Annotated in this window: 17 protein-coding genes and 4 tRNA genes; 12 read left to right on the forward strand and 9 right to left on the reverse strand. The window is 66.2% G+C overall.

Annotated features, from left to right (window positions below):
- Window positions 1-154: 154 nt before the first annotated feature.
- The gene (gene fdxA / locus ABB28_RS11725) at window positions 155-478 is read left to right on the forward strand and encodes a ferredoxin FdxA (RefSeq protein WP_057508809.1); all 324 of its coding nucleotides are present in this window, start codon (window positions 155-157) and stop codon (window positions 476-478) included.
- Between the two features lie 100 nt (window positions 479-578).
- Here the strand turns inward: fdxA and ABB28_RS11730 are convergent, their stop codons facing one another.
- Both ABB28_RS11730 and dapA read right to left on the reverse strand, forming a co-directional pair.
- The gene (locus ABB28_RS11730) at window positions 579-1,130 is read right to left on the reverse strand and encodes a hypothetical protein (RefSeq protein WP_057508810.1); all 552 of its coding nucleotides are present in this window, start codon (window positions 1,128-1,130) and stop codon (window positions 579-581) included.
- Window positions 1,131-1,158: 28 nt separating this feature from the next.
- The gene (gene dapA / locus ABB28_RS11735; RefSeq protein ID WP_057508811.1) at window positions 1,159-2,052 is read right to left on the reverse strand and encodes a 4-hydroxy-tetrahydrodipicolinate synthase; all 894 of its coding nucleotides are present in this window, start codon (window positions 2,050-2,052) and stop codon (window positions 1,159-1,161) included.
- A gap of 163 nt (window positions 2,053-2,215) precedes the next feature.
- On the opposite strand from dapA, the gene ABB28_RS11740 reads away from it, so the two are divergent.
- From ABB28_RS11740 to ABB28_RS11780, 9 genes are all read left to right on the forward strand, one after another.
- Entirely contained in the window at window positions 2,216-2,776 is a 561-nt protein-coding gene (locus tag ABB28_RS11740; RefSeq protein ID WP_042615184.1) for a glycine cleavage system transcriptional repressor, read from the forward strand.
- A gap of 102 nt (window positions 2,777-2,878) precedes the next feature.
- On the forward strand, window positions 2,879-3,358 hold the full coding sequence (locus ABB28_RS11745) for a peroxiredoxin (RefSeq protein ID WP_057508812.1): 480 nt from the start codon (window positions 2,879-2,881) through the stop codon (window positions 3,356-3,358).
- Window positions 3,359-3,443: 85 nt separating this feature from the next.
- Window positions 3,444-4,841 carry a PhoH family protein gene (locus ABB28_RS11750; protein WP_057508813.1) on the forward strand — a complete coding sequence of 466 codons (1,398 nt, stop codon included), beginning with the start codon at window positions 3,444-3,446 and terminating at the stop codon, window positions 4,839-4,841.
- Window positions 4,838-5,332 carry a hypothetical protein gene (locus tag ABB28_RS11755; RefSeq protein WP_057508814.1) on the forward strand — a complete coding sequence of 165 codons (495 nt, stop codon included), beginning with the start codon at window positions 4,838-4,840 and terminating at the stop codon, window positions 5,330-5,332. Before ABB28_RS11750 ends, ABB28_RS11755 begins: the two co-directional genes overlap by 4 nt.
- Before the next feature lie 50 nt (window positions 5,333-5,382).
- Complete coding sequence (gene thiD / locus ABB28_RS11760) at window positions 5,383-6,192, forward strand: bifunctional hydroxymethylpyrimidine kinase/phosphomethylpyrimidine kinase (RefSeq protein ID WP_057508815.1); 810 nt, start codon at window positions 5,383-5,385, stop codon at window positions 6,190-6,192.
- Window positions 6,189-7,043: an alpha/beta hydrolase family protein gene (locus ABB28_RS11765; RefSeq protein WP_057508816.1), complete on the forward strand. Its 855-nt coding sequence runs from the start codon at window positions 6,189-6,191 to the stop codon at window positions 7,041-7,043. The genes thiD and ABB28_RS11765 overlap by 4 nt, the downstream gene beginning before the upstream one ends.
- Window positions 7,044-7,106: 63 nt before the next feature.
- Window positions 7,107-7,183 (forward strand) — tRNA-Arg (locus ABB28_RS11770).
- A gap of 56 nt (window positions 7,184-7,239) precedes the next feature.
- Window positions 7,240-7,316, forward strand: a tRNA-Arg gene (locus ABB28_RS11775).
- A gap of 54 nt (window positions 7,317-7,370) precedes the next feature.
- Window positions 7,371-7,447 (forward strand) — tRNA-Arg (locus ABB28_RS11780).
- Window positions 7,448-7,606: 159 nt separating this feature from the next.
- Here ABB28_RS11780 and ABB28_RS11785 read toward each other — a convergent pair.
- Window positions 7,607-8,521, reverse strand: coding sequence for a LysR family transcriptional regulator (locus tag ABB28_RS11785; RefSeq protein WP_057508817.1), 915 nt, complete (start codon window positions 8,519-8,521; stop codon window positions 7,607-7,609).
- 138 nt (window positions 8,522-8,659) lie between these two features.
- Here ABB28_RS11785 and ABB28_RS11790 point away from each other — a divergent pair, with 138 nt between their 5' ends.
- Together ABB28_RS11790 and ABB28_RS11795 are read left to right on the forward strand one after the other, a co-directional pair.
- On the forward strand, window positions 8,660-9,361 hold the full coding sequence (locus tag ABB28_RS11790; RefSeq protein ID WP_057508818.1) for a pirin family protein: 702 nt from the start codon (window positions 8,660-8,662) through the stop codon (window positions 9,359-9,361).
- 183 nt (window positions 9,362-9,544) lie between these two features.
- Complete coding sequence (locus ABB28_RS11795; RefSeq protein WP_057508819.1) at window positions 9,545-11,632, forward strand: TonB-dependent siderophore receptor; 2,088 nt, start codon at window positions 9,545-9,547, stop codon at window positions 11,630-11,632.
- Between the two features lie 130 nt (window positions 11,633-11,762).
- On the opposite strand, the gene ABB28_RS11800 is transcribed toward ABB28_RS11795, so the two are convergent.
- The 6 genes from ABB28_RS11800 to lexA all read right to left on the reverse strand — a co-directional run bounded on the left by ABB28_RS11800 (window position 11,763) and on the right by lexA (window position 17,483).
- Window positions 11,763-11,855, reverse strand: a tRNA-Ser gene (locus tag ABB28_RS11800).
- Between the two features lie 81 nt (window positions 11,856-11,936).
- The gene (csrA, locus tag ABB28_RS11805) at window positions 11,937-12,137 is read right to left on the reverse strand and encodes a carbon storage regulator CsrA (protein ID WP_057508820.1); all 201 of its coding nucleotides are present in this window, start codon (window positions 12,135-12,137) and stop codon (window positions 11,937-11,939) included.
- A 145-nt stretch (window positions 12,138-12,282) separates the two neighbouring features.
- A complete protein-coding gene (gene alaS, locus ABB28_RS11810; protein ID WP_057508821.1) occupies window positions 12,283-14,934 on the reverse strand; it encodes an alanine--tRNA ligase in 2,652 nt (883 codons plus the stop codon).
- Window positions 14,935-15,039: 105 nt separating this feature from the next.
- The gene (gene recX / locus ABB28_RS11815) at window positions 15,040-15,534 is read right to left on the reverse strand and encodes a recombination regulator RecX (RefSeq protein WP_057508822.1); all 495 of its coding nucleotides are present in this window, start codon (window positions 15,532-15,534) and stop codon (window positions 15,040-15,042) included.
- 109 nt (window positions 15,535-15,643) lie between these two features.
- Window positions 15,644-16,684, reverse strand: coding sequence for a recombinase RecA (recA, locus tag ABB28_RS11820; RefSeq protein WP_057508823.1), 1,041 nt, complete (start codon window positions 16,682-16,684; stop codon window positions 15,644-15,646).
- Window positions 16,685-16,838: 154 nt separating this feature from the next.
- Window positions 16,839-17,483 (reverse strand): transcriptional repressor LexA, encoded by a 645-nt coding sequence (gene lexA, locus ABB28_RS11825; protein ID WP_057508824.1) that lies wholly within the window; start codon window positions 17,481-17,483, stop codon window positions 16,839-16,841.
- Window positions 17,484-17,788: the final 305 nt, after the last annotated feature.

The following is a 17,788-nucleotide window of genomic DNA, read 5'->3' on the forward strand; positions in this document are numbered from 1 at the left end:
CGGCGTGTCCTGCAGACCCCACCGGCTCGCCGCGAACGCCGAAACCGGCAAGGACACCGCTCCCGCCAGCCGCGATGGGGTTGCACCCGTTCGAACACCCCCACCCCAACCTGTTCTAGAATTAGCGGCTTGAAAGACGGATCTGCCTCCCCCCATGCCCTTTGTCGTCACTGAAAACTGCATCAAGTGCAAGCACACCGATTGCGTGGAAGTGTGCCCCGTGGATTGCTTCCACGAAGGTCCCAACTTCCTGGTGATCGACCCGGATGAGTGCATCGACTGCACCCTGTGCGAGCCCGAATGCCCGGTCAACGCGATCTTCCCCGAAGACGACGTCCCGGCCGGCCAGGAAGCATTCGTCGCCCTGAACGCGGAACTGGCGAAGGAATGGCCGGTGCTGACCGTGCGCAAGGACCCGCCCGCCGACGCCGGCGACTGGGATGGCAAGCCGGACAAACTGCCGCTGCTGGAGCGCTGAACCGCGCGCACCGCAACGAAAAAGGGCGCCCTCGGGCGCCCTTTTTCGTTGGTGCTGCAGGTGACGCCGAGCACCGCTCGGCGCAACCGGGCATGGCCCGTTACGGCGCCAGCTTGGCCTTCAGCGCAGCGATCAGCTTGACCGGCGCATCGGCGGTAGCCGGCAGGCCGCGCGGATCCACCGCCGACACATAGGAGCCGCCGTTGACCGCGACCACGCGGACCAGGAAGTTGCTGCCTTCGAAGGCCACGTCGTAGGAACCCAGCAGCTGGGCACGGGTGGCGATGGTCAGCCCGTCGATGGCTTCCAGGGCGGTGCCGACGTCGGTGAACGCCTGGTCCTTGCCCGCGGTGACATTGAAGCCGGACGGGTTGTTGGCCGGCGCGGCCGGGGCCTGGCCCGGGGCAGCAGCAGCCGGGGCCGGACGCGAAGCCTGCGAGGCCAGCACCGAACCGGTTTCACCGGTGGTGGACGCCTTGCCGGCACCGGCCGGTGCGGTCAGGTCCGGCGGGACTTCCAGCGGGCGCACGTCCGGGGCCAGCGCGTAATCGCCGCGCGCACCCTTCTTGAAGCAGCCGGTGGTGGCCACGACGGTGCCCAGGGCAAGGATGGCGATGGACAGCACGCGGAAGGTGGAAACGGATTGACGCATGGGAATCTCCTGGAACGCCACGAGGGGGTCAGTGGCTGGAAAGGGCTTCGAGCGCGGCGATGTCGCCGGCCAGATGTTCGGCCGCGGGCTGGTGTGCTGCCGACAGCGGCAGCAACGGCAGGCGCAGGTCATGGCCGATGCCGATCCGGCGCAACAACGCCTTGACCGGGATCGGATTCGGTTCGACACCACAGAAGTCATGGAACGGCTGCAGGCGCGCGTCCCAGCTTTCGGTCGCATCGTGATCATGGGCGGCGGCAAGTTCGCACATCCGGCGGTAGGCACCGGGCAGCGCGTTGGAGCCCACCGATATCAGGCCATCCATGCCGGCCTGGATCGAGCGCGCGGCGGTGCCGTCATCGCCGCTGAGGATGGCGAAGTCGTCGCCGCGCAGCGCCAGCAGCGCCTTCACCCGGCCGTTGTCACCCACCGCTTCCTTGATGCCGACGATGTTCGGATGCGCGGCCAGTTCGGCCACCGTTTCCGGCAGCATGTCGCAGCCGGTGCGGCCGGGCACGTTGTACAGCACCACCGGCAGGCCGCCGTGGTCGGCCACGGCGCGGTAGTGGGCGATCAGCCCCGCCTGGGTCGGACGCACGTAGGGGGGGGTCACCACCAGCGCGTGGGTCGCCCCGGCGGCGGCGGCGCGACGGGTCTGTTCGATGGTCTTGGCGGTGCCGGACAGGCCGGTACCGGCCAGCACCGGCACGCGGCCGGCGATGCGCTCGACCGCGCTGGCCAGCAGCTGGTCGTATTCCGCGTCGGACAGGGTGGCCGCTTCGCCGGTGGAGCCGGCCACGACCACGCCGCGCACCCCTCCTTCCAGCTGCAGGTGCAGCAGGCGCTGCCAACCATCGGTGTCGAGGGAGCCGTCGGCCCGGAAGGGGGTCGCCAGCGCGGTGATGAGGCCGGAAAGGGACAAGGCGTGCTGCTCGTGGCTGTAGGGGGGAGAAACGGGCGGCAGGGAGTCCCGGCCGTCATGCATGTTACTTGCGGCGCGAAAGCGCGGGCAAGTATGCTGGACGCCGGTGAATCCCCGCCCGTTGGGGGCATTCAGACTCACGCACGCATTACCCGGAATCGCCTTGACCGACACCACCCCGCGCCCTTCGCCCAGCGAAAACCATCTCCTGATCAACGCCTACACGACGCATCCGGAGTCCCCCCTGCTGCCTGTCACCCGCCGCATCGCCGACAGCGGCTGCAACCTGGTGGACGCACGCCTGTCCACCGTGGGCCGCGATGTGTCGGTCACCGCGCTGGCTACCGGCTCCTGGGATTCGGTGGCCAAACTGGAGGCCATGCTGACCCGGCTGGAGCGCGAGGAAGGCCTCAAGCTGGTCTGGTACCGCACTGAAGCCAAGCAGGCGCAGTCCAACCTGCTGCCCTACATCGTGGAAGTGATCGCCGCCGACAAGCCGGGCATCCTGTTCCAGCTGGCCGATTTCTTCGACCGCCAGGGCATCACCATCGAAAGCCTGCAGAGCACGCGCTACCGCGCCATGCAGACCGGCGCGGAAATGTTCAGCGCGCAGGTCACCATCGGCGTACCGGCGAACATGCACATCGCCGCGCTGCGCGATGATTTCCTCGAGTTCTGCGACCACCTGAACCTGGACGCGATCATGGACCCGATGAAGTTCTGACGGTTTTTCGCACACCCGTCACGGGTGTGCGATGTTTCATGCAAATGTAGTAGCGTCGAGCGTGCTCGATGAAGGCTCCACCCCAGGCTCTGCAAGGAACACATGAACAACGGCGACACCCTGGACCGCACTACCCTGTCCCTCCCGCTGGCATTGTCCGGCGGCGCCCACGCCTCCCTCGGCGACTTCGCCGGCCAGTGGCTGGTGTTGTACTTCTACCCCAAGGACAGCACCCCGGGCTGCACCACCGAAGGCCTCGATTTCAATGCCCTGCTGCCGCAGTTCGAGCAGGCCGGCGCGGTGGTGCTCGGCGTCTCGCGCGACTCGGTGAAATCGCATGACAACTTCTGCGCCAAGCAGGGATTCGGCTTCCCGCTGGTCAGTGACAGCGACGAGGCGCTCTGCAGCGCCTTCGATGTGATCAAGCTGAAGAACATGTACGGCAAGCAGGTGCGCGGCATCGAACGCAGCACCTTCCTGGTTTCCCCGCAAAGCCGCATCGTGCAGTCCTGGCGCAAGTTGAAGGTTGCCGGTCATGCCGATGCGGTGCTCGACGCACTGAAGGCCGCCCAAGCACAGTGACTCCCATCGCCTACTTCGTCTGCCACCTCCCTGCCCGCGTGCAGGCCGGGGTGGTTTTCCCCTGCCCGTCCACCAGGAACCGATGATGACCCGAGGCAAGCGCATCTACGTGCTGGATACCAATGTGCTGATGCACGATCCCACCGCGCTGTTCAAATTCGAGGAGCACGATGTCTACCTGCCGATGCAGGTGATCGAAGAGCTGGACAATGGCAAGAAGGGCACCTCCGAAGCGAGCCGCAACGCCCGCCAGGTAAGCCGTTTCCTCAATGAACTGGTACAGGCGTCCGGGCTGGACAACCTGGCCGAAGGCATCCCGCTGCAGCGACCGAACGGCCTGCAGCTGCGCGGCGTGCACAGCGCCGGCAAACTGCGCTTCCAGACCAGCCACTTCGACGCCGGCAAGAGCTTCGGCAAGGTCATCCCGGACAACGCCATCCTCGGCGCGATCCTGGCGCTGCAGGAGGAATCACCGGACGTGCCGGTGGTGTTCGTGTCCAAGGACATCAACCTGCGGATCAAGGCGGCCATCGCCGGGATCGTGTCCGAAGACTATGAGAACGACCGCGCGCTGGATGATTTCAGCCTGCTGTATACCGGCGCCACCGAACTGCCGGAAGACTTCTGGAAGCGCCACGCCACCGACCTGCGCAGCTGGAGCGACAAGGGCCGTTCGCACTACGAAGTGGAAGCGCACGAAGACGAAGACTGGTATCCCAACCAGTACGTCTACCTGCCCGGCGACGACGAGGTGGAGCTGCGCGTCAGCAAGGTCACCGGCGACACGGTCAACCTGGCACTGGTGGATGATTTCCGCCACGGCAGCCATGCGGTCTGGGGTATCAGCGCGCGCAACCGCGAGCAGAATTTCGCGCTCAACGCGCTGATGGATCCGGACATCGACTTCGTCACCCTGCTCGGCACCGCCGGCACCGGCAAGACCCTGCTGGCACTGGCTGCCGGCCTGGCGCAGACGCTGGACCAGCAGCGCTACCGGGAAATCATCATGACCCGCGCCACGGTCAGCGTGGGCGAGGACATCGGCTTCCTGCCCGGTACCGAAGAAGAAAAAATGACGCCGTGGATGGGCGCGCTGACCGACAACCTGGAAGTGCTGACCCAACCCCAGGAAGGCGGCTCGTGGGGGCGTGCGGCGACCAACGACCTGCTGGCCAGCCGGATCAAGATCCGTTCGATGAACTTCATGCGCGGACGCACGTTCCTGTCGCGTTACCTGATCCTGGACGAAGCGCAGAACCTCACCCCGAAGCAGATGAAGACGCTGATCACTCGCGCCGGTCCAGGCACCAAGATCGTCTGCCTGGGCAACGTGGAGCAGATCGACACGCCCTACCTGACCGAAACCACGTCTGGTCTCACCTATGCGGTGGACCGCTTCAAGAACTGGCCGCACAGCGCGCACATCACGCTGCGCCGGGGCGAACGTTCACGCCTGGCCGATTACGCATCGGAGGTGTTGTGAACCGATTGACGCAACGGCTGTTGCCACTGGCTGCGGGCGCCCTGCTGGGCGCCTGCAGCACCGTGCAGGGCCCGCCCAGCATCCCCACTGCAGTGAAGACCGGACAGTCGTGGGTCGTGACCCGTCCGGTGGTGGCCGCGCAGGTGCTCGACACCTGCTCGCGCCCCAGCCCGGGGCGCGATGCCGGCCGGATCACCGGCTACTGGGCGCCCAGCCGCGTGCAGATCGAGCAGCTGGAGGCCCAACTTCAGCAATTGGCAGGCCAGGTAAGCGCGCCGCAGGACTTCGACCGGCAGTACGTGGGCATCGAAGCCGACGGCCGCGAGCTGATCTACGTCAATGCGTTCAGGCTGCCTGACGGCAGCGGCATCAACCCGGCGCGCGAAGCGATGCGTGCCTGCGATGGCGGCGCGATGTTCTGGGGCGCGGTGTTCGATCCGAAGCTCGGCACGTTCTCCGAATTCCATGCCAACGGGGGCAAACAGGGCTAGCGGCAGACGATGACGAACCGGCGGGCATGGCGGGGCCCTACAATCGGCCCATGAGCCCGAATACACCCGCTTCCGCCCTCACCATCGCCGGATCCGATTCCGGCGGTGGTGCCGGCATCCAGGCCGACCTGAAAGCCTTTGCCGCCCACCGCGTGCATGGCCTTTCGGCGATCGCCGCGCTGACCGCGCAGAACACCCGCGGCGTCACCGCCGTGCATGTGCCGCCGATCGCGTTCCTGCAGGCCCAGATCGCCGCCTGCTTCGATGATTTCGATGTCCACGCGGTCAAGCTGGGCATGTTGGCCAACGCCGAGGTGATCCACTGCGTGGCCGATGCGCTGGAAAAACACCGCCCTCCCCACATCGTGCTGGATCCGGTGATGATCGCCACCAGCGGCGCGCGCCTGCTGGAAGACAGCGCGCTGGAGGCGCTGCGTACGCGCCTGCTGCCGCTGGCCACGCTGGTCACCCCGAATACCCCGGAAGCCGAGCTGCTGGTCGGCCGGCGCATCCTGGATGGCGACGATGCCGAACACGCTGCCGCCATGCTGCTGGACCTGGGCGCAGGCGCGGTGCTGCTCAAGGGCGGCCACCTGCAGGAGGGCAACCGGGTCATCGACCGCTTCTTCGACGGCGTCAGCAGCGAAACCTTCATGCATGCCCGGCTGCCGGTGGACGCGCACGGCACCGGCTGTACGCTGGCATCGGCGATTGCCGCCCAGCTGTGCAACGGGCTGAGCTTGGCCAATGCCTGCGAGGCCGCCATCGATTACGTAGCGCGCGGGCTGCAGCAGGGCTATGCCCCCGGTCGCAGCACGGTGCTGGTGCTGGACCACTTCGGCGCTGCCTCCCACGCATGACCGGCGACGCGCCCAGCACGCCGCTGCAGGCGGCCGACGGACATGCCTTTGCCCTGCTGCACTGCCTGCCCGCGCAGCCGCGTGCACGGCTGCTGTGGCTGCCTGCGCTGGGCGTGGCTGCGCGCCATTACCTGCCCTTGGCGCAGGCGCTGGCCGCGCAGGGCATCGCGGTCTACCTGCATGAGTGGCGCGGCAACGGCAGCAGCACGCTGCGCGCTTCGCGCGCGCAGGACTGGGGCTACCGGGAAATCCTCGAATTCGACCTGCCGGCCAGCCAGCAACTGCTCGCCCTGCATGACCAACGCGACGGCGCGCTGCCCTGGATCATCGGCGGCCACAGCCTGGGTGGGCAGGTGGCGTGCCTGCATGCCGGCCGCGTCCCGGCCCGCTTCCGGCAGCTGTGGCTGGTGGCCAGCGGAACGCCGTGGTGGCGCTGCTTCCCGGCCCCGCGCGGCTGGCTGTTGCCGCTGGCGTACCGCTTCCTGCCATGGCTGGCGCGCCGCAACGGCGCGCTGCCCGGCCGACGGCTGGGCTTTGGCGGCAACGAAGCACGCGGCCTGATCCGGGATTGGTCCCGCGTCGGCCTGAGCAACCGCTACGCCGCCGTCGGCCTGCACGAAGACCTCGAAGGCCAGCTGCGCCAGGTGCAAGGGCGTGCCCGCGCGGTGGTGATGGCCCATGATTGGCTGGCGCCGACGGGGTCGATGCAGGCCCTGCTGGCCAAGTTACCGCGGGTGCAGGCGACCACCGTCGTGCTGGATGCCGCGACCCTTCGCGTTCGGGCCGATCACTTCCACTGGATGCAGGCGCCGGAGCCCGTTGCAGAGGCGCTGCTGCGTTCATTTGACTGAAATTCTTCACAAAGGCGTTGACGGATGCAGCGGTAATCCGCATAATTCCGCTCCTGTTGCAGGGCGCCCGTAGCTCAGTTGGATAGAGTACCTGGCTACGAACCAGGCGGTCGGGAGTTCGAATCTCTCCGGGCGCACCATCAACAGGAACACCAACCCGCCGTTGGTGTGAGTAACAAAAAAATCGCTGTCACATGCGCCCGTAGCTCAGTTGGATAGAGTACCTGGCTACGAACCAGGCGGTCGGGAGTTCGAATCTCTCCGGGCGCACCAGTGACGCGATCATCAACGCCGCCGTTGATGCAGCAGTAAAAGGCAGTACACCGTGCGCCCGTAGCTCAGTTGGATAGAGTACCTGGCTACGAACCAGGCGGTCGGGAGTTCGAATCTCTCCGGGCGCACCATTATTTGAAGAAACAGCAGGCCTTGGCCTGCTGTTTTTTTATGCATGCGCAGGCCTTGGCCTGCTGTTTTTTTATGCATGCGCAGGCCTTGGCCTGCTGTTTTTTCATGCATGCGCCTCCTACCGCTGCGCTCGCCGACCATGGGTCGGCGCTACCGGGTCAGCGCATCGCGCTCCACCACGCTTCCAGCGTGCCCGGCATGCGCAGGCGCTCGCGCCACCAGCGCAGGGCGGCGCCCTCCTCGCCGGTGCGCCACGCCAGCCAGAAGGTCTCTTCCGGCTTGTGCTCTTCGACCTCGCGGATCACCAGTTCGCCACGTTCCACCGCCGCACGCGCGCACGGCGCCGGCAGGAAACCGAATCCAATTCCCTCGCGCTGCAGCCGCAACTTGCTGGCCATGTCCGGCACGCTGAGGGTTTCCTGCCCCATCAGCAGGCCTACCGTACGCGGCAACAGCCGTCGCGCCGAATCGGAAACGGCGATCGCGCAGTGTTCCACCAGTTGCTCGCGGCGCAGCACCCCCGGCATCGCCGCCAACGGATGACCCGGCGCGATGGCGAACACGAACTCAACGCTGCCCAGCGGTTCCACCACGTAGCCACCGCCACTGGGGCCCTCGCCCGCCGCGCCCACCAGCAGGTCCGCGCGGCGATCCAGCAATGCCTCCCAGGTGCCCGACAGGGCCTCGCCGATCAGCCGCAGGCGGGTCTGCGCGGCGACGTCACGGAACGCCCGGATATCCGCGCCCAGCAACCAGGTCGGAAACATCGAATCCACCGCCAGAGTGAGTTCGGCCTCCCAGCCGGAGGCCACCCGGCGCACCCGCAGCTCCAGCTCGCGCGCGGCCCGCAACAGGTGGCGGCCCTCATCCAGCAGGGCGCGGCCGGCAGGGGTCATTTCCGCGCGCGGCCCGACCCGGTCGAACAGCTGCACGCCCAGGTCCTCTTCCAGCTTGGCCACGGTGTAGGAAATGGTCGAAGGCACCTTGTGCAGGGCCTTGCCGGCGGCGGCGAACGAGCCCCGGCGGTCTATGGCATCCAGAATCTGCAGGGCGTCGAGGCTGAGCTTGAGCATTCGAAAATTTCGATGATGGCTTGCAAAACTATCCGTTTTTCAAAGCGCCAGGGCAAGCGGATACTTCTTCGCAACGGGAAACCACCGGCCAAACGGCCCCAAGGCCCACGTCGAAACCATCGAACAAGGAGTACCACCATGATCCAGATCCGTAAGAGCGCAACCCGCGGCAAGGCCGACCATGGCTGGCTGAACTCCATGCACACCTTCTCTTTCGCCAATTACTACGACCCGCGCTACACCAGCTTCGGCCCGCTGCGGGTGATCAACGAGGATAAGGTCGTCGGCGGCCAGGGCTTCGGCACCCACAGCCACAGCAACATGGAAATCGTCTCCTACGTGCTGGGCGGCGCGCTGGAGCACAAGGACTCGATGGGCACCGGCTCGGTGCTGCGCTATGGCGATGTGCAGCGCATGAGCGCCGGCAGCGGCGTGAGCCACAGCGAGTTCAACCATTCGGCCGATGAGACCGTGCACTTCCTGCAGATCTGGCTGTTCCCGGACCAGGAGAACATCGCGCCGTCCTACCAGGAAACGAACTTCAGCCCGGAGGCCAAGCGCGGCCAGCTGCGCTTGATCGCCTCGCCGGACGGTGCCGACGGTTCGCTGCTGATCCACCAGGATGCGCGCATCTTCGCCACCATCCTGGATGGGGCGCAGCGCCTGCACCACACCCTGGCCGCCGGCCGTGGCGCCTACGTGCAGGTGGCGCGTGGCCAGCTGCAGGTCAACGGCATCACCCTGGAAGCCGGTGATGCACTGCAGGTGCGCGACGAAGCGCAGCTGACGCTGGAGAACGGCAACGATGCCGAAGTGCTGCTGTTCGACCTGGCGCTGTAACGCCCCACATCGCCTGACCTCTCGTGGCCTGCAGCGGCACGGCAGGTCAGGCGGCGGCGCGGCGCCCAGCACATCCGTGCAAAAACCGCAGATCTGTAGATGCTAATCTATCGCACTTGTTAATTATTCTCATTTGAGACAGTGCGACATATTCCCCACACCCCCACCCTGCTTGCCGCAGCGATGCTGCTGGCCAGCCACCCCAGCCTGGCCGCCGACCCTGCCGTGCGCCAACTCGATTCGGTCCAGGTCACTGGCCGCGCCCAGACCCTCTACAAAGCCACCGATGCCGCCGTCGGCACGCGCACCGATACGCCGCTGGAGTTGGTGCCGCAATCGATCCAGGTGCTGCCACGCGAGCTGATCGACGACCAGGCCGCGCGCCAGGTGACCGATCTCTACCGCAGCATCAGCGGACTGAGCGTCTACAGCTACGGCAGTGCGACGCTGCGCGGGTTCCGCCAGGACAACGTGCTGTACGACGGCCTGCGCGGCGATCCCTATGCCGGTTTTTCGGTGCCGCAGCTGTTCAACATCGAGCGCGTGGAAGTGCTGAAAGGACCGTCCGGCGCGCTGTACGGCGGCGGTGATCCGGGCGGGGTGATCAACTACGTGACCCGCAAGCCCAGCGCCCTGCCCCGGCGCACGCTGCGGCTGCAGGCAGGCGATGCCGGCTTCCGCGCGGGCTCCTTCGAAGCCACCGGGCAGGTCAAGGACCACGACCGGGTGCGCTACCGCGCCGGCATCTACAGCGAAACCGAAGACGGCACGCGCTGGAACACCGACCGCGACGGCGTGATCGCCGATGCGTCGCTTGCCTTCGACGTGGGTGACACCGGCGAGCTGGTGCTGCAGTTCACCGACATCACCCAGCAGCTTGGCGGCAACCGCCTGCGCGGCGTTCCGGTGGATGACAACGGCAGCTTCCTGACCAGCCGCCACTGGAACCACAACGAGTCCACCGACTTCCTGGACATGGACGCCAAGGTCGCGCTGCTGCAGTACCGCTTCGCCCCTGCCGCCAACTGGGACGTGGACCTGGCCGCGCGCTGGTTCAAGAACAACGAGCACCAGATCTACCACGAGCCGATGGGGCTGATCGACCGCGACCGCGACGGGACGGCCGAATGGATGACCCGCCAGCTGCGCAACCAGATCCGTGACAACGATGCGGTCACCCTCGCCGGTAATGCCGTGTGGCGGACGCAGACCGGCGCGATCGCGCACAAGGTGCTGATGGGTGCCGATGTCTACCGCACCGACGCCGATTTCCGTGCGCAGACCGCCAACAGCGCCGACCTGGCGCGAGGCGCCGGACCGGTGCCGGGCATCGACCTGTTCAATCCGGTGTACGGCGTGACCTCGTACCGCGACTACGGGCTGGATGGCCTGCCGTGGCGCACGACCCGCACCCGCAGCGACCGCTACGGTGCCTACCTGCAGGATGAAATCGAACTGTCGCCGCGTTGGCTGCTGCTGGCCGGCCTGCGCTGGGATGGCTTCAAGGACACCGACAACGTCGCCGGCACCGCGGTGAAGGGCAATGACCTGAGCTGGCGCCTGGGCAGCACCTTTGTCGTGCGCGAAGGCTTGAATGTCTACGCCAACGTGGCGGCCGGCTTCGTGCCGCAGGCGGCTGCCAACCAGGACCGCGCCGCCGGCGGACCGTTCGATCCGGAGCGCAGCCGGCAGTGGGAAATCGGCATGAAAAGCCTGCTCGGCGGCCGCTGGACGCTCAACACCGCGATCTACCGGATAGAGCGCAGCAACATCGTGCAGAGCACCGGCGAGGTGATTGGCGGCGTCAACCAGATGGAAGCGCTGGGACTGGTGCGCAGCAAGGGCGGCGAGCTGGACCTGCTCGCCGACCTGACCGAGCGTTGGGTGGTGAACCTGAGCTACGCCTACAACGATGCCCGGGTGATCGAAGCCGGCACCAACGGCATAACCGATGCCGCCGGCGGGCGCTTCGTCAACGTGCCGCGCAACAAGCTGGGCCTGTGGACACGCTACGAGCTGCCCGCGCTGAAGTCGGCGGTCGGCTTCGGCGCCGATTACATGGACGAGCGGATCAGCCGCGACGGGCAACGGGTCAAGCCGTACACCGTGTTCGATATCAGCTGGAAGACCCAGTGGCAGCAGTGGCAGCTGCAGGCCAACGTCAAGAACGTGTTCGACAAGGTCTACGCCGCCAGCGGCTTCATTGAACGCAATGGCCACTTCCCGGGCGAGCCGCGCCGGGTCTACCTGCAGGCGTCGTACACCTTCTAGGCGGCTGTGTGGCGAGGTAGCGCCGACCCATGGTCGGCGCACGCAGCAGACGCTCGGCGACGCCCCATCAGCCGCCCCATCAACAGCAAAAAAAACGCCCGCAGACAGTATCTGCGGGCGTTTTCGTATATGGCGGAGCGAGAGGGATTCGAACCCTCGATAGAGCTTTTGACCCTATACTCCCTTAGCAGGGGAGCCCCTTCAGCCGCTCGGGCATCGCTCCGGGGTGTTGCAACCGCTGGTGGAGAAGTACTCCGCAGCGGGGACGCGAATAATAGCTTTTTTCGCGGCCGGAGGTAAAGCCTTATTCAGCAGAATCTTCACTGCCGGTCGCAGGTTCATCACCGCGCTGGATGCGCTGGTAGATTTCCTCGCGATGCACGGCGACGTCCTTCGGCGCAGTGATGCCGATACGGACCTGGTTTCCCTTGACGCCGAGCACGGTCACGCTGACCGAGTCGCCAATCATCAGGGTTTCGCCAACGCGGCGCGTCAAGATCAACATTGTGGTAATTCTCCATGAAACCGTGTGGAAGGGTATCCCCCACCGGCTTGGCGGTCCGTCAAGGCCCGCCCCACTACGAAGGGAAAAAGATTGCCAATGGTACCGTCAGCCCTCCCGCAGCTTCAAGGCGCGGAAGGGCTGCGGTTCATCCCAGACGCGGGCGGACCCAGTCGACCGCCGCAGCCAGGGCAGTCGCAAGGGCGGGCCCGTCCTCGCCACCACCCTGGGCGAGATCGGGACGACCACCGCCCTTGCCCCCGATCTGACCGGCAATGTGGGACAACAGTTCCCCGGCCTTGACCCGGCCCATTGCACTGCCGTTCACGCCAGCAACCAGCGCGACCTTCCCGTCCTGCGCACCGGCCAGCAGGATCACCGCATCACCGAGCTGCTGCTTGAGGCGATCGACCGCATCGCGCAGGGCTTTTGCGTCAAAGCCTTCCAGTCGAGCGACCAGGACCTTGACCCCGGCGACGTCCTGCGCCTGGCTGGACAGGTCCGCGGTGGCGCCGGCGGCCAGCTTGGCCTTCAGCGATTCCAGTTCACGCTCCAACTGCTTCTGGCGCAGGATCTGGGTGCGGATCTTTTCCACCACGTCGCCGGCACTGCCGCCGAGCAGGTGGGCCGCTTCGGACAGGCGCGCTTCTTCGTCCGCGACGAAATCCAGTGCGCCCTGGCCGGTGACTGCTTCGATGCGGCGCACGCCAGCGGACACACCCCCTTCGGAGGTGATCTTGAACAGGCCGATGTCACCGGTACGGCTCACATGGGTACCGCCACACAGTTCGGTGGAGTAATCGCCCATTTTCAGCACGCGCACGTTCTCGCCGTACTTTTCACCGAACAGCGCCATCGCACCGAAATCGAGCGCTTCCTGCATCGCCATGTTGTGCACTTCCACGGCGTTGTTGATGCGCACCTGCTGGTTGACCTTGCGCTCGATGATCGCCAGTTCGTCGGCGCTGATCGGCTGGAAATGCGAGAAGTCGAAACGCAGGCGATCCGGCGCCACCAGCGATCCCTTCTGCTGCACGTGGGTGCCCAGCACTTCGCGCAGGGCGGCGTGCAGCAGGTGGGTGGCGGAGTGGTTGAGGATGGTCGCGCCGCGGCGCTGTGCATCGACCTGACCGGCGAGCACGTCGCCGATCTTCAGGCTGCCCTCGGCCAGGGTACCGACATGGCCATGGAACTGGCCGGCGAATTTCTGCGTTTCGGTCACGTCCACGCGCACGCCACTGGCCGACAGCACGCCGGTGTCACCGACCTGGCCACCGGATTCGGCGTAGAACGGCGTCTGTTCGGTCAGCACGATCACCGCATCACCGGCGGCGGCGGCCTGCACCGGACGACCGTCCTTCAGCAGCGCCACTACCCGCAGGCCATCGGCCTGCAGCGCGTCGTAACCGAGGAACACGGTGGGCTTGAGGGTCGCGACCAGGTCGGCCGGCAGGCTGACGCCGCCACCGAACTTGCCCGCCGCACGCGCGGTTTCGCGCTGCTGTTCCATCGCCACGTCGAAGCCGGCGGTGTCCACGGTCATGTCACGCTCGCGCGCGATATCGGCGGTCAGGTCCAGCGGGAAACCGTAGGTGTCGTACAGGCGGAATGCATCGACGCCGGGAATGACGTTGTTGCTGGCCTTGCCTGCGATGTCTTCGAAGATCTTCATACCGGCGTCCAGCGTCTCGGCAAACCGTTCTTCTTCGGCCTGCAGGGCGCGGGTGACGGTGTCGGCGGTGGCCGGCAGTTCCGGATAGGCCACGCCCATCTGCTCGACCAGCGTCGGCACCAGCTTGCTGAAGAACGGCTGGCGCACGCCGAGCATCCAGCCGTGGCGCAACGCGCGACGGATGATCCGGCGCAGCACGTAGCCGCGGCCTTCGTTGGACGGCAGCACACCGTCGACGATCAGGAACGAGCAGGCGCGGATATGGTCGGCGATCACCCGCAGCGACTTGTTCTCCAGGTCGGCCATGCCGGTCAGTTCGCTGGCCTTGCGGATCAGCGCCTGGAACAGGTCGATTTCGTAGTTGGTATGCACGTGCTGCAGGATCGCCGCCAGGCGTTCCAGGCCCATGCCGGTGTCCACGCACGGCGCCGGCAGCGGCACCAGGCTGCCATCGGGCTGGCGATCGAACTGCATGAACACCAGGTTCCAGATTTCGATGAAACGGTCGCCGTCTTCATCCGGCGAACCCGGCGGACCACCGGCGATGTGGTCGCCATGGTCGTAGAAGATCTCCGTGCACGGACCGCAGGGGCCGGTGTCGGCCATCTGCCAGAAGTTGTCCGACGCATAGGGCGCGCCCTTGTTGTCGCCGATGCGCACGATGCGCTCTTCGGGGATGCCGACCATGTCGCGCCACAGCGCGTAGGCTTCGTCATCGGTCTGGTAGACGGTGACCAGCAGGCGGTCGGCCGGCAGCTTCCAGACCTGGGTCAGCAGCTCCCAGGCCCAGGCAATGGCATCCTTCTTGAAGTAATCACCGAAAGACCAGTTGCCCAGCATTTCGAAGAAGGTGTGGTGGCGGGCGGTATACCCCACCTGGTCCAGGTCGTTGTGCTTGCCGCCGGCACGCAGGCAACGCTGGACGTCGGCAGCGCGCACGTAGCTGCGCTTTTCCGCGCCCAGGAACACGTCCTTGAACTGGACCATGCCGGAGTTGGTGAACAGCAGGGTCGGGTCGTTGCCCGGCACCAGCGGTGCCGACGGCACGATGGTGTGGCCCTTGCCCTTGAAGAACTCAAGGAAGTCGCTGCGGATCTGGGAAGTAGTGAATTTGGCGGATGCGGTCATGGGGGCTGGCAGTCTGCGTGCCGGAGGCGCCACCGCCTCCAGCCACACTGGCCAGGGTCGGGTTTCGGACCTCCGAAACCTTGAAGGGTAACAGGCCAGCGGCGCTCAGTCCTCTGCATCGAAGCGGGTGGCACGGCGGATGGTGTCGCCATCGAACCCACGGCGGGCCAGCAGGTCGGCGGCCTTGCGCCGCTGCGGCAGGTCCTGCGGCCCTTCCTCGCCAAACCGGCGGCGCACCAGGTCTCGGGCATTTTCGAGGAAATCGCCCTCGTAGCTGTCCATCGCGGCACTTATCGCTTCACTGTCCAGCCCGTGGGTGCCCAGTTCGGCCTGGATGTGGCGCGGTCCATAGCCGCCATTGGCGCGGTTGCGCACCAGGAATTCAGCGAATCGTTCATCGTCCTGCCAGCCTTCGCTGGTCAGCCGGTCGACCGCCGCCTGCGCCTGCTCGGGCTCGATGCCGCGTGCAACCAGTTTGCGGCCCAGCTCCTTGCGCGAATGATCGCGCCGCACCAGCAGGCCGAGCGCCCGCTGCAGGGGCGTCAATTCAGGCCGGCGGCGTTTTTTCGCGCCCGGCGGGGCGTCGGGTTCGTCGTGCATGCTCATCCTTCACTCAGCGCCGTCCCTGACGCCACGCCCTGGACCGGCGTGAAAATCCTGCGGGACAGGACGGCGTCACTGACGGCGCCGCCCTGCCCCACAGCATGCCTTACGCTTCGTCGGCGTCGTCTTCGTCGCCGGCTTCCTTCGGTGCTTCAGCCGGCTGGAACTTCTCGCGCAGCTCTGCTTCCAGGCGCTGGGCCACGGTGGGGTTGTCGCGCAGGTAACCGCGGGCGTTGTCCTTGCCCTGGCCGATGCGTTCTTCGCCGTAGCTGTACCAGGCGCCGGCTTTCTCGACCAGCTTGGCTTCCACGCCCATGTCGATCAGCTCGCCCTCGCGGCTGATGCCTTCGCCGTACAGGATCTCGGTGATGACCTGCTTGAACGGCGGGGCCAGCTTGTTCTTGACGACCTTGATCTTGGTCTGGTTGCCGATGATTTCATCGCCCTTCTTGATCGCACCGATGCGGCGGATGTCCAGGCGCACCGAGGCGTAGAACTTCAGTGCATTGCCGCCGGTGGTCACTTCCGGGCTCTGGCCCGGCATCATCACGCCGATCTTGTGGCGCAGCTGGTTGATGAACACGACCAGGGTGTTGGAGCGCTTGATGTTGCCGGTCAGCTTGCGCAGCGCCTGGCTCATCAGGCGGGCCTGCAGACCCGGCAGCTGGTCACCCATCTCGCCTTCGATTTCGGCCTTCGGGGTCAGCGCGGCGACCGAGTCGACCACCACGATGTCCACCGAGTTGGAACGCACCAGCATGTCGGCGATTTCCAGCGCCTGCTCACCGGTATCCGGCTGCGACAGCAGCAGGTCGTCGACATTGACGCCCAGCTTGGCTGCGTAGATCGGGTCCAGGGCGTGCTCGGCGTCGATGAAGGCTGCCGTGCCGCCCTTCTTCTGGCACTCGGCGATGGCCTGCAGCGTCAGGGTGGTCTTGCCCGAGGACTCCGGACCATAGATTTCCACGACCCGGCCCTTGGGCAGGCCGCCGATGCCCAATGCGATATCCAGCATCAGCGAACCGGTCGGGATGATCTCGACGGGTTCGACAACGCGATCGCCCATCCGCATCACCGAGCCTTTACCGAACTGCTTTTCGATCTGGCTCAGGGCGGCGGCCAGGGCACGCTTCTTGTTCTCGTCCATCGTCTTGGTCCTTGGGGAAGTGGTCATCTTTTTAATCGTGGTCAACTCGGGTTCGGGGGAGACTGTAGCGGCCGCGCATCGCACAGGATGAGACGCGCACCGGGCAAGTCGAACATTATCGCCGCAGACGTCAGCGGCAGCCGCCCCCGGGCATTCAACGGTTGGGTCGCAGCAGGCCGCAGTACAGGCCTTCGATGGCGAAATCCTGGTCCGGCAGCACTTCGATGGGGGCGTAATCGGGATTACGCGGCAGCAGCCGGATACGGTCCTTGCCGATCTTCAGCAGCTTGACGGTGATCTCTTCGTCGATGCGCGCCACCACGATCTGCCCGGTACGGGCGTCGCGGGTGCGGTGCACGCCGATCAGGTCACCATCGAAGATGCCCTCGTCGATCATCGAATCGCCCTGCACCTTGAGCAGGTAATCCGGTGCCGGGGAGAAGAACACGCGGTCGAGCACGACGAAGTCGTCCGAGCCGATGTCCGCGCCGATCGGCAGGCCGGCCGCGACACGTCCCAGCACCGGCAGGCGCAGCACGCTGTCGTCCAGCGCCGGGTCGGCGATCTGCTTCACCGCGGGTGCCTGCACCAGGCGGATGCCGCGCGCCTGGCCGGGAACGCGGCGGATGGCACCGGCCGCTTCCAGCGCTTCCAGGTGGTACTGCGCGGCGCGCACGCCTTTGAAGCCGAAGGCACGGGCAATTTCGGTCTGCGAAGGCGGTGCGCCTTCCGATTCGATGCGCTCGGCGATCAGCTGCAGGATGGCCTGCTGGGTTTCGGTCAGGTTCGTCGTGTCCATGGTTAGTAGTAATACTACTAACTTCTGCGTGTCGCAAGTGCCCGCGTGGGATGCAGCGAACGGCGGAGCCCCTCGTGGGGGTCGCTCGAAGCGGTTTACTGGGATTGGCCGGGCGGTGGGGCTGGGCGGGGGACGGCAACAGCCGCTCCTGCGGGCCTCGTTTCGCGCCATCCTTGGCGCTCAACGCCCCCGCCCAGCCCCACCGCCCGGCCCTCCCATTTCCTTTATCACCCTCTGCCGCGCCCGACCACCCTCTCCGCTACACACTCTGGGTTCACACTGTCAATAACGAAACGCACAGACAT

Source organism: Stenotrophomonas chelatiphaga (genome assembly GCF_001431535.1).
Classification (GTDB): domain Bacteria; phylum Pseudomonadota; class Gammaproteobacteria; order Xanthomonadales; family Xanthomonadaceae; genus Stenotrophomonas; species Stenotrophomonas chelatiphaga.

Bases quoted from the DNA above. Each gene is read 5' to 3' on its own strand.
- fdxA (WP_057508809.1), top strand. From the start codon at position 155: ATGCCCTTTGTCGTCACTGAAAACTGCATCAAGTGCAAGCACACCGAT.
- ABB28_RS11730 (WP_057508810.1), bottom strand. From the start codon at position 1,130: ATGCGTCAATCCGTTTCCACCTTCCGCGTGCTGTCCATCGCCATCCTT.
- ABB28_RS11745 (WP_057508812.1), top strand. From the start codon at position 2,879: ATGAACAACGGCGACACCCTGGACCGCACTACCCTGTCCCTCCCGCTG.
- ABB28_RS11750 (WP_057508813.1), top strand. From the start codon at position 3,444: ATGACCCGAGGCAAGCGCATCTACGTGCTGGATACCAATGTGCTGATG.
- thiD (WP_057508815.1), top strand. From the start codon at position 5,383: ATGAGCCCGAATACACCCGCTTCCGCCCTCACCATCGCCGGATCCGAT.
- ABB28_RS11765 (WP_057508816.1), top strand. From the start codon at position 6,189: ATGACCGGCGACGCGCCCAGCACGCCGCTGCAGGCGGCCGACGGACAT.
- ABB28_RS11785 (WP_057508817.1), bottom strand. From the start codon at position 8,521: ATGCTCAAGCTCAGCCTCGACGCCCTGCAGATTCTGGATGCCATAGAC.
- ABB28_RS11790 (WP_057508818.1), top strand. From the start codon at position 8,660: ATGATCCAGATCCGTAAGAGCGCAACCCGCGGCAAGGCCGACCATGGC.
- ABB28_RS11795 (WP_057508819.1), top strand. From the start codon at position 9,545: ATGCTGCTGGCCAGCCACCCCAGCCTGGCCGCCGACCCTGCCGTGCGC.
- csrA (WP_057508820.1), bottom strand. From the start codon at position 12,137: ATGTTGATCTTGACGCGCCGCGTTGGCGAAACCCTGATGATTGGCGAC.
- alaS (WP_057508821.1), bottom strand. From the start codon at position 14,934: ATGACCGCATCCGCCAAATTCACTACTTCCCAGATCCGCAGCGACTTC.
- recX (WP_057508822.1), bottom strand. From the start codon at position 15,534: ATGCACGACGAACCCGACGCCCCGCCGGGCGCGAAAAAACGCCGCCGG.
- recA (WP_057508823.1), bottom strand. From the start codon at position 16,684: ATGGACGAGAACAAGAAGCGTGCCCTGGCCGCCGCCCTGAGCCAGATC.
- lexA (WP_057508824.1), bottom strand. From the start codon at position 17,483: ATGGACACGACGAACCTGACCGAAACCCAGCAGGCCATCCTGCAGCTG.